Origin of the sequence: Oceanobacillus oncorhynchi, from assembly GCF_000821065.1 — a bacterium.
GTDB lineage: Bacteria > Bacillota > Bacilli > Bacillales > Amphibacillaceae > Oceanobacillus > Oceanobacillus oncorhynchi.
Window position 1 is genome coordinate 3,594,034 of the sequence record NZ_CDGG01000001.1, and the last position, 17,415, is coordinate 3,611,448.

Annotated in this window: 12 protein-coding genes, 1 pseudogene and 1 riboswitch; of the genes and pseudogenes, 12 read left to right on the forward strand and 1 reads right to left on the reverse strand. The window is 39.0% G+C overall.

Annotated features, from left to right (window positions below):
• The first annotated feature begins 308 nt into the window (after positions 1–308).
• A complete protein-coding gene (locus BN997_RS17175) occupies positions 309–1,616 on the forward strand; it encodes an MFS transporter (protein ID WP_042534038.1) in 1,308 nt (435 codons plus the stop codon).
• A gap of 108 nt (positions 1,617–1,724) precedes the next feature.
• Here the strand turns inward: BN997_RS17175 and BN997_RS17180 are convergent, their stop codons facing one another.
• Positions 1,725–3,116: an aminotransferase-like domain-containing protein gene (locus BN997_RS17180; RefSeq protein WP_042534041.1), complete on the reverse strand. Its 1,392-nt coding sequence runs from the start codon at positions 3,114–3,116 to the stop codon at positions 1,725–1,727.
• A 1,188-nt stretch (positions 3,117–4,304) separates the two neighbouring features.
• On the opposite strand from BN997_RS17180, the gene BN997_RS17190 reads away from it, so the two are divergent.
• The 11 genes and pseudogenes from BN997_RS17190 to BN997_RS17240 all read left to right on the forward strand — a co-directional run bounded on the left by BN997_RS17190 (position 4,305) and on the right by BN997_RS17240 (position 16,715).
• The gene (locus BN997_RS17190; RefSeq protein WP_052485071.1) at positions 4,305–4,865 is read left to right on the forward strand and encodes a gluconate 2-dehydrogenase subunit 3 family protein; all 561 of its coding nucleotides are present in this window, start codon (positions 4,305–4,307) and stop codon (positions 4,863–4,865) included.
• Between the two features lie 21 nt (positions 4,866–4,886).
• Positions 4,887–5,636 (forward strand): annotated as a pseudogene (locus BN997_RS17195) (GMC family oxidoreductase); the annotation flags it as partial.
• 89 nt (positions 5,637–5,725) lie between these two features.
• Entirely contained in the window at positions 5,726–5,929 is a 204-nt protein-coding gene (locus BN997_RS17200) for a twin-arginine translocase TatA/TatE family subunit (protein WP_042534043.1), read from the forward strand.
• 503 nt (positions 5,930–6,432) lie between these two features.
• The gene (locus BN997_RS17205) at positions 6,433–7,479 is read left to right on the forward strand and encodes an NAD(P)/FAD-dependent oxidoreductase (RefSeq protein WP_042534044.1); all 1,047 of its coding nucleotides are present in this window, start codon (positions 6,433–6,435) and stop codon (positions 7,477–7,479) included.
• Between the two features lie 319 nt (positions 7,480–7,798).
• Positions 7,799–8,839, forward strand: a complete 1,041-nt coding sequence (locus BN997_RS17210) for an NAD(P)-dependent alcohol dehydrogenase (RefSeq protein ID WP_042534045.1) — start codon at positions 7,799–7,801, stop codon at positions 8,837–8,839.
• A gap of 150 nt (positions 8,840–8,989) precedes the next feature.
• A riboswitch (TPP riboswitch) is annotated at positions 8,990–9,092 on the forward strand.
• Between the two features lie 91 nt (positions 9,093–9,183).
• Positions 9,184–9,870: a thiaminase II gene (gene tenA / locus BN997_RS17215; RefSeq protein WP_042534046.1), complete on the forward strand. Its 687-nt coding sequence runs from the start codon at positions 9,184–9,186 to the stop codon at positions 9,868–9,870.
• 299 nt (positions 9,871–10,169) lie between these two features.
• Positions 10,170–10,778, forward strand: a complete 609-nt coding sequence (locus BN997_RS17220; protein WP_042534047.1) for a uridine kinase family protein — start codon at positions 10,170–10,172, stop codon at positions 10,776–10,778.
• A 557-nt stretch (positions 10,779–11,335) separates the two neighbouring features.
• A complete protein-coding gene (locus BN997_RS17225; RefSeq protein ID WP_244882401.1) occupies positions 11,336–11,818 on the forward strand; it encodes a LysM peptidoglycan-binding domain-containing protein in 483 nt (160 codons plus the stop codon).
• 383 nt (positions 11,819–12,201) lie between these two features.
• A complete protein-coding gene (locus tag BN997_RS17230; protein ID WP_042534048.1) occupies positions 12,202–14,820 on the forward strand; it encodes a DEAD/DEAH box helicase family protein in 2,619 nt (872 codons plus the stop codon).
• 130 nt (positions 14,821–14,950) lie between these two features.
• Positions 14,951–15,313 carry a Na-translocating system protein MpsC family protein gene (locus BN997_RS17235; protein WP_042534049.1) on the forward strand — a complete coding sequence of 121 codons (363 nt, stop codon included), beginning with the start codon at positions 14,951–14,953 and terminating at the stop codon, positions 15,311–15,313.
• A 370-nt stretch (positions 15,314–15,683) separates the two neighbouring features.
• Positions 15,684–16,715 carry an NAD-dependent formate dehydrogenase gene (locus tag BN997_RS17240; protein WP_042534050.1) on the forward strand — a complete coding sequence of 344 codons (1,032 nt, stop codon included), beginning with the start codon at positions 15,684–15,686 and terminating at the stop codon, positions 16,713–16,715.
• The last annotated feature ends 700 nt before the right edge of the window (positions 16,716–17,415 follow it).

Consider the following 17,415-nt stretch of genomic DNA (forward strand, 5'->3'; position numbering starts at 1 on the left):
ATTGAGAATAGAGTATAACATTTGCGAACGGATTCGGCAAATGAAAAAGGGGCAATTTGTGTTTTTCTTCACAGAACTGCAAAGAACAATTCCAGAAACAGATAAAAGCAGGGGCGGCGTTTCAAAAGAAATCATAGAAGGGCGTCATAGAATAGAAATGCTTCATCTATTTGGCCGCCATACAATAATTTTATAATATTGTTTGCCATACAATTATTGTGTTGTATGGTTTTTTCATTCGTGATAAGCTATCTAAATATTATGATTGTTACTAAAAAAGAACTGTATTAGTATGAAGGCGGGATAAAATGGCGGAAGATAATGAAATAAAACTTGGAGATAGTTCAGCTTGGCTGCAAGCATATATTGACTCTCCAGAAAAACAAAAACAACTGTATAAGAAAACATTAATGGTTGTCATTATGTCTCAAATATTTGGAGGCGCAGGTCTTGCAGCGGGAATTACCGTAGGGGCGCTCCTCGCACAGGATATGCTGGGAACAGATAGCATAACAGGGATTCCTACAGCATTATTTACCTTAGGATCTGCAGGGACAGCGTTACTTGTAGGACGGCTTTCTCAACGCTACGGACGTCGTTTTGGACTTTCAGCAGGTTTTTTAACTGGAGGGATTGGGGCCATTGGTGTCGTTATGGCTGCATTAATGAACAGCATTGTCCTTTTATTTATTGCGCTGTTTATCTACGGGGCAGGAACAGCCACCAATCTGCAAGCGCGTTATGCAGGAACAGACTTGGCAGGTTCAACGCAACGGGCTAAAGCTGTAAGTATGGCCATGGTTTCTACTACATTAGGCGCTGTTGCCGGACCGAATCTGGTGGAATTTATGGGAGATGTTGCGATATTTCTGGGAGTACCTGCTTTGGCAGGCCCATTTATATTAGCAGCAGCAGCTTATATACTAGCAGGATTGGTACTTTTATTTTATCTGCGTCCTGATCCGCTGCTTGTAGCGAAAGCCATCTCTAATTCCGAGAAAAGCAACAGCCATTCAAAGACAGAAAAAAACATGGGTGGGCTACCCAAAAACAGGAAAGGTATTTGGGCAGGAGCTGCAGTAATGGTTTTAACGCAGTTTGTTATGATTGCCATTATGACTATGACGCCGATACATATGGGGCATCATGGGCATGACTTGCAGGCTGTCGGCCTAGTGATTGGTTTTCATGTTGGCGCAATGTATTTTCCTTCTTTAATAACCGGGAGCTTAGTCGATAAAGTCGGCCGGGCTGCGATGGCTGTTGCTTCTGCGGTTACGCTGCTTGCTTCTGGTGTTTTAGCTGCGTTGGGATCTGCGGATTCGATGACAGTACTTATTACAGCGCTCGTGTTACTTGGTCTTGGTTGGAATTTTGGTTTGATTAGTGGAACCGCAATCCTTGTAGACTCTACTTCATTAGACAGCCGGGCGAAGACGCAGGGAACCGTAGATGTCTGGATTGCTTTGTCCGGAGCGTTAGGGGGCGGAATATCTGGAATGATTGTAGCAAATTCCAGTTATGCATTCCTTTCCATTGGTGGTGCGATTCTTTCATTACTGCTTATACCTATCATTATTTGGGCAGATATTAATAAACAGAAAAGAGCTTCATAGAGTGATGCGTATACATCTTTTGATATAAGAATGAAATAACACATATATTTATCTAAATGCCTGAATCCTTTCATCTCAAAAGTTCAGGCATTTTAGATGCTTTCAATCCTATGAAAGGATGCTGTCTAGTAATCGTTTAAGAATAATCAGGCCATGCTCGAGCTCTTCAGTTGTTTCCGGGGCACAAACGGCAACTCTTACAGCTCTTTCTGGAGAACTGTTACCAACTACAAAGCGTTCTGCTGCGTAGACCTGTACACCTTGCTGTGCGGCAAGCAATTCAAATTGCGCACCTGTTATTTTGCCTGGCAGCAGCACCCAGCGGAAGATGCCTATATCAGCCCCCAAGCATGTGCAATCAGCCAAATAACGGTCAAAAACTTCATTCCTGCAAATCGCTTCATGAAGATGTCCTTCAATTAAATCTTCAAACTGGTTGGATACAATGGTCCGTGCTGCCAGTTCTGCTAATAAGGGAGAGACGGATATATTTAAATTATACAGTGCTTTTGAAATGAGCTCCTTATATTGTTTCGGCGCCGCCACATAAGCTAATCGCAGCCCTGGTGCTATGGACTTTGATAAACTGGCAACATAAATGGTCTGTTCAGGCGCAAAAGCGGCAATTGCCGGATATGCTTTTTTATGATGAAGGTTATATGTCGCGTCTTCTATAATAATCTGGTTATACTTTTTAGCAATTGCTGCGATTTCTTTTCGATTTTCGACAGGCATACAGCAAGCTGTTGGATTGTGGTAGTCGGGAACTACATATATCCCTTTGATATGCTCGTTTTTACAGGCATCTTCAAAAGCAGAGGGGCTCATGATATGATTCTCTGCTTTGATCGGTATGATGTGTATACCAAACATTGCGGCAACCGTTTTTAATCCAGGATAAGTATGGGAATCAGCGCCAATACGGTCGCCGGATTTATAGAGACTGGCTAATATAGCCGTAATGGCATTTTGTCCTCCATTTGCAAATAAGATATGGTCAACAGTCGTTTCATAGCCGCCTCTTTTGATAAATTTTACGGCAGCGTCTTTTTGCCAAAGACTGTCTCCGGCACGGCCATAACCAAACCATTTTTCATAGTCTGTTTCCTGTGCCATGCTTTTTAATTGGAGCTGAAGTAGTTTATAAGAATCATTATCAGGCAATGTAGCGCCCATTTCGATTAAATGCTTTGGCTTTGTATCCTCTAGTAAATAGGCATTGGATAGCGCATCGTAAGCTACAAAAGTTCCGCTGCCGACAGATGAACTTAACAAGCCTTTTAACCCGCACATTTTAAAAGCTTTTGAAATGGTACTTAAATTTAAATCTAAATAATCAGCCAACTCTCGCTGAGGGGGAAGCTTTGTTCCTGGCAATAAATTTCCATTTAGTATATCGTCCTCCAATTGCTGGGCGAGAGTTTGATAAACTGGCTTTTTGTTTTTATTGAGCAACGGTTTCCAAGACATCGGATAGTTTTCAAAAGAATTAATAGACATGTTCTTCCCCCTCTTATACAATTTTACGCTGTTTATTTCGACAGTTTCTTACAATTTCAATGATTTCTTAAAATACTGAATAACATCCTTGCTTTATATTGTATAAGCATATTCTTCCCATCTGCAATTCTTTTTTTGAATTTACTAAACCTCATGATGAGTTAATGCCTTAGGAAGCAATTGCAATTGCAGAGCAAATTGCCGATCCTGACAAACTAAAAACCAAACCTTCCAATAAAATAAGGTTTGGTTTTTAGTTTGTTTGTCATTATCGAGCAAACGGCTGCTCCGCTGTGTCTTTTTATAGCAGGGGGTAAGCAGCTCCGGGTTCAACGCATAATCTACATACTCTTTTGTGATTTCAGCAAGTTGTTCCTCCTTGATGACCGACACCATTCAGCGCAAATGGCGGTAAATAATGTGCACCGACAAAGTTAACAGCTGCTTCCAATGGAGGGACGCTGTATCAATAGAAAGGAAATTGAAAAATAATACGATCATGATTTTCTACCAGCTTTTGTTCCTCTTGAACATCGATTTATTCCTTGGAATAAGCTCTATAAACATCGTGGAAAGTAACGTTAGGCTGCTTCTTTATTCTTCAATTAAATACTGGTTTCCACGAGATTTAGCCAAATTGGGGTGAAAAACGAATACTAATGTTTTCATTTTATACGAACACCTTCTATAAATCGCTTTATCAGCGCTTCATCGCAGCTGAAGTATTTTCCGGAAAATAAATCTATATTGCGTAGTTCAAACGATAAGTCTGTATTCATTTGGTTACTAAAATCATCGTAAATCCAAAGTTTCTTTTTTGAGAAGCAGGCACTTTAATTAAACATTGTTCCTTTTAAGAAACCAAATGGAGTAAAAGAAGTTATCTATATATTTAATTGAATTGACTGTTTAGAGATGACCTGATTGCCATAGAATATTAGAAATAACAACAAACCAATCTTCGTATTTTTTGACTTACAAGGTATATGACCATCAGAGAAAACATATAGATGTAATAACGAACTAAAAACTAGTGAAAGTATCAAAACGTATAGAGAGAACATAGAAAAATAAACTTGAAATAAAGAAAGGGTACGCAAAGCAGGAAGTTTTAGAACGTATCCAAATGGAACGAAACAGCCAGCTGCACCTACTGTAAAAGAAGAGGAGAATTTCAACCAGGCATTAATGTATTTCACAAGACATGCTGATTTTAATACGCTTGGTGCAGCGACGGAGCGTATATTTCCAGAAGATGATAATGGACCTGGCGCGTTAGCTCTTGGAGTTCCCTATTTTATTGATCATCAGTTAGCAGGAGCATATGGAAATAATGATAAAGAATATATGCAAGGTCCCTTTCGTAAGGGAACCCCTTTTCAAGGCTATCAGTCTGCATTAAAACGTCATGAAATCTTTATGCAGGGAATTCGTGCATTAGAGCAGGAAAGCCAAAATGATTATAAGGAGTCTTTTATAGATTTGGAAGGAGAACAGCAGGATAAAATATTGCAAAAATTTGAAAATGACGAAGTAAAATTAAAAGGGGTTGCGTCCTCTGAGTTTTTCAAAATGCTGCGTGCATCGACACTCGCAGGTGCTTATGCTGATCCTTTATATGGCGGGAATGATAAAATGCGCGGTTGGAAAATGAAGGAATATCCAGGCAGTCAAATGAGTTATACCGATAAAATTGAGGATGAAAGCTTTATAGAGATGGAACCAAAAGCATTAAACGATCATTTGTAATACGATGAGGAGGCTGTTGATATGGCAAAGAAATTGGACAAGGTAGATGTTGTCACTGTTGGGGTTGGCTGGACAGGCGGTATTATTGCCGAGTTGACAAAGGAAGGATATAAAGTCGTTGGTCTGGAACGAGGCGGTGACAGAGGAACAGAAGATTTTCATATGGTTCATGATGAATACCGTTACGCTGTCCGTTATGGGCTGATGCAGGATACCTCGAAAGAAACCATCACATTTCGGAATAAACGGGATGAACATGCATTGCCCATGAGACAATTAGGTTCATTTCTTCTGGGAGAAGGTGTCGGCGGTGCTGGAGATCATTGGAATGGACATACGTGGCGTTTTTTGCCATATGACTTGGAAATCAAATCGGAAACAGATAAAAAATATGGAAAGGACAAGCTGAGCGACGATTATACATTACAGGACTGGGGCATCACTTATGATGAGCTAGAGCCTTATTTTTATAAATTTGAACAAATTACTGGCATCAGCGGAGAAGAGAATCCAATGGGAGCTCCTCGGAAGAACGATTATCCGACAGGCCCAATGAAAAGCACTCCCATCTTGGATCGCTTTAAAAAAGCTGCTAAGAATTTAAATCTTCATCCTATCCAGATGGCGTCCGCAAATTTATCGGAGGCATATGAAAATCCGGATGGGGAAACAATCAATGCTTGTCAGTATTGCGGTTTCTGTGAGAGATTTGGTTGTGAGTACGGAGCAAAGTCAAGCCCGAATATCACCGTTCTCCCTACTGCAAAAAAAAACAGTTTCTTGATGAAGGAGGCCAATTGGTCCAAGTGAGTAAAAACAGCCAGCATGTTTAATGATAGAATAAAAGAGGAGGGAACAGGATGGGGCTTTCCAATATCGGTATCCCAGGCTTGATTCTGATTATTATTCTGGCTTTGATCATTTTTGGTCCCCAAAAACTGCCTGAAATTGGTTCTGCCTTAGGGAAAACACTGACTTCATTTAAAAAATCAGCAGAAGGCATCATAAGTGATGAAGAAGCGAGTGAAACAAAGGAAATACCGAAAGTCAACAGAGAAGGTTGAAATCTTATGTTAATATTCTGCAATGCAATAAGCGTATCCGATGAATATGAGTTTGAGGTTTATTAGTATAGCTGTTTTCATAGAAAGAAATTTGAAGCCTTGTACTAAAAAAGAGAGCTGCACCGGCAGAATCCTTTAGGTACAAGACTTTTTTGCTGTGTATGAGATGACTTTTACCGGTTTTTTAAGTAGCTTAATCAGGAACGAAAAGATAGAAATAAAAAAAGACACATTGACATTTGTAATGATAATGATTATCATTATCATTACATAGTAGGATTTCTTTATCTAGCGGTTTTGATGGGACGAGTAAACGCAGTCCCAGGTCCAACTAAGGCGTTCGCGAATTGAAGTAATTGAAGACATTTTTCATCTCCCAATTTGCGCATCATTCTAGATATTATCCAATATTTTAGCATGTGTTTTTTATCGATCTGGTGTGAATCCTCACGAATATTAGAAAAAGAATACAGAAAATTTAACTTATGGAAGGTTGTTAGACGATGACAGAATGCAAAGATGTAACCATTATAGGCGGTGGCCCGGCTGGATTGTATGCGGCCTTTTATTGCGGGATGCGCGATCTATCTGCCCGCATTATCGAATTTAAACCAAACCTCGGAGGGAAGGTTCATATCTATCCTGAAAAAATGATTTGGGATATAGGAGGACTAACACCGATTACCGGCGCTCAATTGATAGAGCAAATGGAAGCGCAGGCACGTACATTTAACCCGAAAGTTATTTTAAATGAAAAAGTGGAAAAACTTGAAAAGAATATGGAAGATTGTTTTGTGGTGACAACCAATACAGGACATAAATACGTTAGCCGAACGGTTATTTTGGCAACTGGCGGAGGTATTCTGGAACCAATTAAATTGGATATAGAGGGAGCGGACCGTTTCGAGGTAAGCAACCTTCATTACACAGTACAGAGCCTTGACAGGTTTAAAGATAAGAAAGTGATTGTTTCCGGCGGAGGAGATACGGCCATTGACTGGGCTACCGAATTAGAGCCCATTGCGGAACAGGTATCATTGGTTTATCGAGGGGAGGAATTCAAAGCGATGGAAGCGCATATCGCTCATCTGGAAGCCTCCTCTGTCCATATCTATAAAAATACAAAAATAGAAAAATTGCTTGCAGACGAAGAAGGTCATCATGTCAAAGAAATATTGACGAAAAACCAAAAAACCGGGGAAAAAGTTCGTTTTGAAGTGGACGATTTAATCATTAATCATGGATTTGACAGAGAGCTGAAATTTATTAAAGAAAGTCCGTTGAAAGTAGAACTTGAACAGGACTTTTTCGTAAAAGGATCCGGAAAAGCTGAAACGAACATAGCTGGTTTATATGCTGCCGGTGATATTCTTTCATTCGATGGAAAGGTGCACTTAATTGCCGGCGCGTACAATGATGCAGCGAATACAGTGAATCAAGCAAAGCTGTATATGAAGCCGGATGCCTATAATGAGATTTATGTCTCTTCTCACAACTCAAAATTTCATGAAAAAAACAGAAAGCTGCTTTCTCACTTGTATACGAAATAATAAGGCAGAAAATATGAATTTAAATGATACATGCCATCTTCTTATTGACACTATCTCGAACAAAGATAGTGTTTTAATTTTGGAGGAAATGGAATGCCTTACATTGAGAAGCTGTTCTAAGAAAATAGAGGAAGAGCTTATAGCACATTGTATTCTATAAAAAGAGAAAGATCGCACGTTTATTTATCGTATATCAACACGCATGTTACAATGAAGAATATGTTCTTAAAAAATTATAGCTCTCTATTTTTCCAAAATAGTATAGGATGACGTATTTATACGCTTGGCAAAACAATACATATCAAAGAGGTGTAGCGGAATGAAAAAGATGAAGGCAGCAGTTCTGAATAAGCCATTGGATATTGAGGTTAAGGAAATAAATATACCAGAACCAAAGGAAAATGAAGTATTAATCAAAGTGCAGTGTATCGGTGTATGCGGCTCTGATGTGCACTACTACGAACACGGAAAAATCGGGCGTTATGTCGTAGAAGAACCACTCATTTTAGGGCATGAATTAGCAGGAGATATTGTTAAAGCTGGCAGTCAGGTTGAGAATCTTGCGGCAGGCGACCGTGTAGCTGTCGAGCCGGGTGTGGTATGCGGAACTTGTGAATATTGTAAATCAGGCCGATACAATCTCTGCCCGGAAGTACAATTTATGGCAACTCCGCCAGTTGACGGAGCTTGGTCTGAATATGTCACGATTCGCAGTGATTTCGCCTTTAAAATACCGGATCAAATGAGCTATGAAGAAGGGGCTTTAATTGAACCGCTTTCTGTTGGCATTCATGCGATGCAGCGCGGAAAAGTTCATCCCAATGATAAAATGCTGATAACCGGTTTAGGACCTATTGGGCTGTTAGCGATCAAGGCAGCGAAAATATTCGGAGTGAACGAAATCTATTGCTCGGATGTGGTACCATATCGCAGAGAATTAGCGAAGAAATTTGGCGCGACAAAGGTATTTGATCCAACACAAGATAATATTCATGAGGAGATAGAAAAGGCAACAGCTGGCAGTGGTTTGGATATCGCCGTTGAAACTTCAGGTAATGGCCGGGCGGTTCAGGATGCACTGACGATTACGAAACGCGGAGGAAGGATTGTATTAGTTGGATTACCTGCATCCTCAGAAATACCTGTAGATATTACCCATATCGTCGATTCAGAATACGACATTCACGGTGTTTTTCGCTATGCAAACAGTTATCCGACAGCAATACAGGCAATTGGCAGTCAGGACCTTGGTCTCGAGGATGTAATTACCCATAAGTATCGTTTAGATAATATCAAAGAGGCTGTAGAAACCGCCGTAAATCAGAAGGATACTAGCATTAAGATAATGATTTATCCATGATAACGAGTGAAACACACTAGTTTTTTAAGCTTCTTGGAAACCTATTTTTTTAATAGATTTGATTATTTCTTTGCTGATTTTCTTATAAACAAAAAAGACTTGACTTAACAATTTGTTCTGCTACCATAATAGACAATCGAATACATTTCAATTTTCTGCTAGGGGCGCCGTAACGGCTGAGATAAATGTATATTTAGCACCCTTAGAACCTGATCTGGTTAAGGCCAGCGGAGGGAAGTAGAATAAGCAGACAACCATGCGCTATTTTTTCGTGTGTATGTTTTTGTATGCAGATGCTTCCTTCTACGAGTCTTTAGAAAAAAGATTAAAGGAGGATTTTTTTTATGAAATTTACGGATGAATTACGTGCTGCAACGAAGGAAAGCTGGGAGCAAAGTTTACATCACCCATTTGTGCAAGGAATCGTGAAAGGAGATTTGCCGCTAGAAACATTTAAGTATTATATTTTACAAGATATTTACTATTTAAAACATTACGGTAAGATCCACGCGACTGCAGCATCCCAGGCCGAAGATTTTAAGCTGACTGCTCTTTTAGCTGATAAAGCGCGCTTTACAGCAGAGGCTGAACTGACCGTGCATAACGAGCACGCTGAGATTTTAAATATTACACAAGCAGATTTAGATAACTTCAAACCAGCGCCAACTGCGTATGCCTATACTTCGCATTTGTATCGAGCAAGCCTGTCTGGAAATCTAGCACATACTGTGGCTGCCATACTGCCATGCTATTGGTTATATGCGGACATCGGAAAAGTGAATGAAAATGCCACTCCAGAGCCGGAAATTTATCGTAACTGGATTAAAATGTATGCGAGTGACTGGTTTCAAGATTCAACTACCGAAATGATTAATTTACTAAACACTTTAGTTGAAGATATGAATGATAAGGAAAAAGAGAAGGTAAAAGAACAATTTATTATCGCAAAAGAATACGAACTCCATTTCTGGGAAATGTCCTACAATCTTGAAGGCTGGCTTTCAGAAAGTAAAAAAGTGAACAGTCGTTAAGAAGAAACAGAACGGCTTCCAATTTCTTAATGGGTTTGGTTTATTCGTTCCATGTTAAAGAACTCTCATTTATCTGATGGTTCTTTTTTTGGACTGGAAGGGAAAAGTATTTATTATACCAACTGCGCAATTTTGTTAAAAACACGATGCAGCTAATTTACTTGTGATACAATTTTCGTAATGGCAAGAAGCAAACAAGCCGAAGCCGGAAATTTAGTTTAATAAGCATTTATTCCAAAGAAATGAATACTTGTAGATAGTGAATTTAATCTTGTGTCTGACACGGAGGAGGGATAATCGTGAAAAACACTCAAGTAACAAGAAAAGCTTCCGAGCAAATCGTATCCGCTATAAATGGATACCTGAAAGGACGAATCAGCCCCGTAGTGGTGGCTTTGGACGGGGGGAGCGGTGCAGGAAAATCTACGCTGGCTGCTGAGGTTGCTTCACACGTAGGAGCAACTGTTATTCAGTGTGATGCGTTTTTCGACGCGACGATTACAGACGAGGAATGGAATACTTCTACATCGGAATGGAAATGTCGCAGATGTATTGACTGGCAACGTCTGCATAAAGAAGCATTGTTACCGCTTATAGCCGGGGAAAGCGTTCAATATCATCCTTTTTCTTTTTCAGCTGAAAGCGGTCTGGCCTCATCCTCCATAACGAAAGAGCCCTCAAAGGTCATTATTCTTGATGGAATTTATAGCTCGCTGCCCGAATTTTCTGATGTTGTTGATTTGAAGATTCTAGTGGATGTATTACCTGAGGTTCGCCGTTATCGGCATAATGTAAGAGAGGGGCATGCGGATGAGGCTTGGCATAAGCAATGGGATCGTGCAGAGGACTACTATTTCTCCGTTTTGTGCCCGCCGGCATCATTTGATTTAATCGTCGTGAACGGGTAAGGCACCGCTTAAATGCAATGATTCCATTCCCTAAAATAAATAATATTGTAATTATGTATTGACAATTCAAGTGATAATGATTATCATTATCAATGAGGAATAAGGTTTCTCTATCAAATTGTTCTGTATAAATCAGATGACTCATTGTGTTACCCCCCAACCAACATATTAGAGACTTGATAGAGATTCCTTCTCTTTTTTACAGGCTGTTTTATATAATTGGACAAGAAGGAAAATGGGATAAAATCATTGCCTTCATTATTTTAAAATTAAAAGAGGAAGATAAGACGGAGAGAAGAATAATTTAACAGATTACCATACAACTATAAATTACGCACTAAAAGCGGCGAAAAAGTAATTCATTGATTGGTCATCTATGGAAAATAATCAATAGAATAAAATATATTTCTATTTTTTCATTTTTATTACAATTAGATTAAATAGATAGAATTTGAGTTTATAAGCTAAGAAGTGGGGTAGATAGTTACTATCATATTGGAGAGGAAGGTGTTATTATCAAGTATATTTTTTCAATTTTTCTTGCTTTGGCTGGATTCGTGCTCTTTACTGGGGCGGCAGCAGCTGAGCAGCAGCATGAAGTGCAACCGGGAGATAATGTCTATCGTATCGCACAAAACTATCAAGTAGATGTCAATGCGCTTATTGCAGCAAATCCATCCATATCGGATGCTGCATATATTGAAGCTGGGCAAACAGTAACAATACCAGATCAAAACGGAGCCTCTTTTACAGTGACAGCTTATACAGCTGGTCCAGAATCTACTGGTAAAGAACCTGGTGATCCAGCCTATGGTATCACAGCATCTGGTGAGGAAGTAGAAGAAGGAAGGACCATTGCATGTCCGCAATCGCTTCCTTTTGGCACGAAAATACATATCCCGGAGCAGGATGAAACTTACGTGTGCGAAGACAGGGGTAGTGCTATTACAAATGGCCATCTGGATATTTATAAGGAAGACTTAGACGATGCATTGGAATTTGGAGTACAAGAACTTCAAGCTAAAGTGTGGACCTATTAAGTATAGGGACTAGATGACAGATTTACTTTATGTTAAAAACCTTATCGCGATTTAACGCAAAGAAAGCAACCGCCTATGAATCTTCTGTAGGCTGGTTGCTTTTTCGTATATAAGAATATGTTATAAGTTATTATATTAAGCTATGAAAACACGTATTAACATTCGTATAACTAGTGTAAAAATACTAAAATAGATACGAACAAAGAATAGTAAATGATTACTCAATATTGCAGCAATAGACAGATTCTCCACTTGAATCGTATAATGTGAATAAAAAGATGTGACAGAGGGATAAACGATGGAAATGCCAATTATAAGCGTATCTCCTTTCACTGATCATGATGATAATATAGAATAGAGAGCAAGGAAATGAGGAGACAGATATGGAGAGCTTCCCTGAGCGAATACAGTTTAAATATTCATGGAGATCTTATCAACAAGCTATCATAGATGATATGGACACCTATCTGAATAAACGTCATTTACATTTAGTAGCTCCTCCAGGTTCAGGAAAAACAGTTATCGGATTGGAGATGATGCTGCGTTTTAATCAGCCTGCATTAATACTGGCACCGACTATCGCCATCCGCGACCAATGGGTGGCCCGTTTTGTAGAATTATTTGATCAGAGCGGTAATCAGCCGGAATGGATGACAACAGATTTAAAGGAAAAGGCTTTGGTTACAGTCGCAACCTATCAAGGGTTTCATCAATGGATGACTGGTCAGGAGGAAGAAGTACAGGAAAAGCTTGCTTCTTATGTAAAGACATTGGTACTGGACGAGGCACATCATTTACGCACTGCATGGTGGCGTTCTGCTGTTTCTTTTAGAAAAAATCTTACTAACCCAGCTATTGTAGCTTTGACAGCTACCCCGCCATATGATGTATCCATCCAGGAATGGAACCGCTATTTGGAGCTGTGCGGCGAGATTGATGCTGAAATAAGCATAGCAGAGCTGGTACGAGAAGCAGAGCTCGCTCCGTTTCAAGATTATGTCTGGATATCCGACCCCCTCCATGAGGAGCAGGAGGAGATCAACCAATTTCGAAGTCAGGTCATAGCATTTCAAAAATCCATACGTCACAACCCAGCACTTATTGATAAAATAGAAGCACATCCATGGATCACCGATCCGGATACATATGCAGAAGAAATTCTGTCGGAGCCGGCTTATTTGTCCAGTATGCTTATTTTCTTAAAGGAAGTGGAAAGTACTGCCTGGACAAAGCCGCTTCCGATAATGGGCTTGAAGAAAAAACAAATTCCGGAGTGGAGTTTGGAATGGCTGGAACTCATGCTGACACATCTTCTATATCAAGATAAGCATATTATGGATGAAGAGGAGCCGGTACGAAAAGAAATACAGTCTTACCTTCAACGTCTCGGAGCTGTTGAAAAGCGCAGGGTGGTCTTAACAGCGAATGATCGAATCAACCGTTTATTGGTGCAGAGCCCGTCGAAATTAAACAGCATCCAGCAAGTGACAGCCTTTGAGGCACAGGAATTAGGAACAGAGCTGCGCCAGGTTATTCTTACAGATTATATTAGACGAGAAGATTTGCCTAAGAAAGCAGAAGATGAGCAGGATCTCCGGCGTTTGGGAGCTATACCTGTTTTTGAACAATTGCGCCGCAGGGAATTGGATGTCTCGCTTGGGGTTTTAACTGGATCGATTGTTATTATTCCCAAGAAGGTATTGGCAGCCTGTGAAGATTTAGCCGAACAATGGGATGTTGCTATAACAGCAGCGGAACTGTCCTATGATGCATCTTATGTAGAAATCACTATCAATACCAGTGCACGGCATCGAATGGTGCAAATGATGACAAAATTATTTGAACGTGGCGAAATCACTGTATTAATTGGTACAGCTGCATTACTTGGAGAAGGCTGGGATGCACCGTTTATTAATTCATTAGTCCTTGCTTCTTATGTTGGTTCTTTTATGCTGTCCAATCAGATGCGAGGAAGAGCCATTCGTGTAGAGAAAAACAATCCGCAAAAAACAGCCAATATATGGCATCTTGTTTGCTTGGATGCTACCAATTCAGAAGGCGGGGAGGATTACCTTGCATTGAAAAGACGTTTTAAGGCCTTGATTGGTCTAGGGCATCAGAAGAATGTGATTCAAACAGGGATTGGTCGACTATCATTGGCCGAACCTCCCTTTTACAGCATCGATAAGGAACAGTCCAACCGGCAGATGTGTGATTTGGCAAGGGAGAGAGGGCAGCTTTTCCGGCGCTGGAAGTCGGCAGTTGAAATAGATGGGACTTTAACGGAAGAGATATCTGCCAAAAAACAGCAGGTGCCGCGTCCATTATTATTTACGAATACCATCAAGGCTTTGATTCTCGCGATACTTTCTATCATTTTTTTCTTTGTAGATAATGTACTTGGTGAAATAACGAATTTCCGCATTCTGGAAGGTAATTTTCGTGCTTTTTTATGGGTAGTTGTTATTATTATAGCTATTGCTCTTATTATTGCTTCTCCATTCATTTGGAGATTACTTAAAATCTTATTTCGTAATATTAGTGTCGAGAAAAGCATGAGTGAAGTTGGAACTATCGTATATCAGGCCTTATTTGAGTCAAGTTGGATAGAGACAAAGCCAGCTGTTTCCCTCATTCAGACAGAAGAAGAAAATGGCGTCATTACTTGCTGGTTAGAGAATGCCCCCATCTATGAACAAAAAATATATGTGGAGGCATTGCGCGAGGTACTGGATCCACTTGAGAGTCCCAGATATATAGTTGTCCGAAAACAGCGGACATTATGGTGGAACCGTATCGATTACCATGCTGTTCCTGCGATACTGGCACAAAATAAGGAAATGGCAGAACTTTTCCTGGCTTGTTGGGAAAAGCACTTAGGTAAAGCGGAACTGGTATATACGAGAACTCCGGAGGGAAGGCAAGTATTGCTTCAAGCGAGAGCAAAAGCCATGTCTGCGCAGTTTGTATCTAAATCGGAGCAAATATCCGTATGGAAGTAGCGGGGGCTAAAGATAATTTTTAATCTAGTGTTTCGGCTTAATTTGATTGGTTTAATATGATTAATGTAAAAAAAGTGGTATAATTATTTTTGAGATTAGATTAATACTATTTATGAAAGAGGATTTATACATGTCCACAACTATTCATAAAGTCGAACAGCAGTTTGCCAATCTAGTTCGGTCCTATCGTAAACAGCATATCGGAAAAGGCCCCGAGAAAATAAAAGTCTCATTTCATGGTACTTGGGCTATTGCTTATATGAATGGGAGCCTTAGTCCTGTAGAAAAGTTTATCGCTCAAACCGAGGAAGGGCATACAATGATCTGGCAAGCCAGGACACAAATGGTGAAGCAACTGTATGAAAAAGTACGGCCTTCAGATTTAGAAGAATTAGTTGGTGCAAAATTTTTAAAACTATTTGCGGATATTAATGTGGAAGATGATGAAGCTATTTCAATATTTATATTTGACAAACCAATAGATAGACTGTAAAGCTATTACACTATTTTAGGTAGCTTAGCCAATGGTACGTAGGTGCTGATTACTAACTACGGTCATGATATTGATATCCAGCTATGTTATCAAATAAATAAATTGTTTCGGTTTGTATCCGATTAATGCTTGAGAACAAAATTGCTTATTGTTGTTAAATAACTTGAATTTAATATAGAAATAAATGGCGGATTGGTCTATGGTACCTTATGTGCTAATTACTAACCACTATCTTGTAAAATCGCTTTCGATTTTTATAAGATGGTGGTTTTTTCTATATAAAGGGGGTGTTATATGGAGAGCTAAAGTAAATAAAAAGACCCTGAAGAGAGAAGTAAGAAAATTTATAATGAAAAGGAGCAGGATTATAATGAAAATCGTTGCATTATTTCCAGCGTCAACAGGTTCTTCACAACTTCTAACTAAAGAGGCATCTTTAGGCTTAAGAGATTTTCTGAACGGCACAGAAGATGAGTTAGTATTGATAACTGATGATAAAGAAATCGATCAACATATTGAAGATATGGATGTTGTTATATCATCTCCTTTTTTACCGGCATATATTACAAAAGAACGTGTCGAAAAAGCAAAAAATCTTAAACTGGCAATTACTGCAGGAATTGGTTCTGATCATGTCGATATAGAAGCAGCAGCAGAAAAAGGGATTACGGTAGCCGAGGTAACTGGCAGTAATAACGAAAGTGTTGCGGAGCAAAATGTAATGGAAACATTGCTGCTCTTAAGAAATTATGAAGAGGGGCACAAGCAAGCGGAAGAAGGTGAATGGGATCTGCCAAGAGTAGGTTCTGGTGCCAATGAGCTATTAAATAAAAAAGTCGGCATTTTTGGCTTTGGCCGAATTGGTCAATTAACAGCAGAACGATTAAAAGCTTTTAATGTAGAATTGCAATATAATGATCCGTTTAGAAAGAAAGATGCAGAAGAAAGAATCGGAGTCGAATATGTTACGTTCGATGAACTAATTAAAAGCTCTGACGTAGTGATTATTCAATCACCTTTAACTGCAGATACTGAGAATAAATTCGACCAGGAAATAATAAGTCAAATGAAAGAAAATGCTGTACTTGTTAACTGTGCTCGCGGTGCAATTGTAGATAAAAATGCAATTGTTCACGCGGTCAATGATGGTCGTATCAGATATGGCGGCGATGTTTGGTATCCACAACCAGCTCCAGTAGATCATCCATGGCGTTCTCTTAAACAAACAGGATTAACAGTACACTATTCTGGTATGACCGTAGAGGCGCAGGAAAGAATTCAAAAAGGCGTTATCGAGATGTTAACGAATTTAATGGAGAATACACCAATAAGAGATGAATATATTATTGTAGACAAAAATAAAGTTTCACACCAAAGTTATCAGACAAACAAAAATAAATAAGCGCATTAGCGTAAATGTATGTCTCTCATTTTAGGAAAGAAGCTAAACTCTACAGTTTTACAGAGATAATTTAAAAGAAATCTCTAACTAATTTAGATTAATAATAGCAAAATATATTTCTAAAAAAATTAGAAAAAATAGCAGGCAAAGTTGCTTATCAGTGATTTTGCCTGCTATTTTTTAGGTAGCTATAAACCTCGGCAAAAACAGAAAAGTGATTCTTTTTATATGATATAAAAATATAAAAGTGAACCATGTTATACAGATTAGTAAATTATATTTGAAGCATTTAATATAGTTTACTAACACAAAAGAATCTCTCTTAATTTAAGTTGAACTTTTTTCGTTTTATAGTTGAATACTCGCAGCATATATAGACCGTTTATTACAAAGAATACAATCGCCTTTAAAACAAATAAAATATAGAAGTGCCAACGTCACTACAACAAGCTGCCTTATTTGCTATTTTAGAAAAGTTTAATCTAGAGGCTCGTTGATTATATTCGAATTTGGCTCCTAGTCCATAGATTCGGTTTCATTTATCAAATGGATTTAACAGTTGAAAATGGAATATATGTTTTATGAAGATTATGCGCTTTATTCCTATATCGACTACTATATCTTTAGAGAAATTGTAGTCATAGTTCGTCTGACAGGGATAAGGTCGTATACCCAGGAGCAGCGCTAATAAAATGAGATA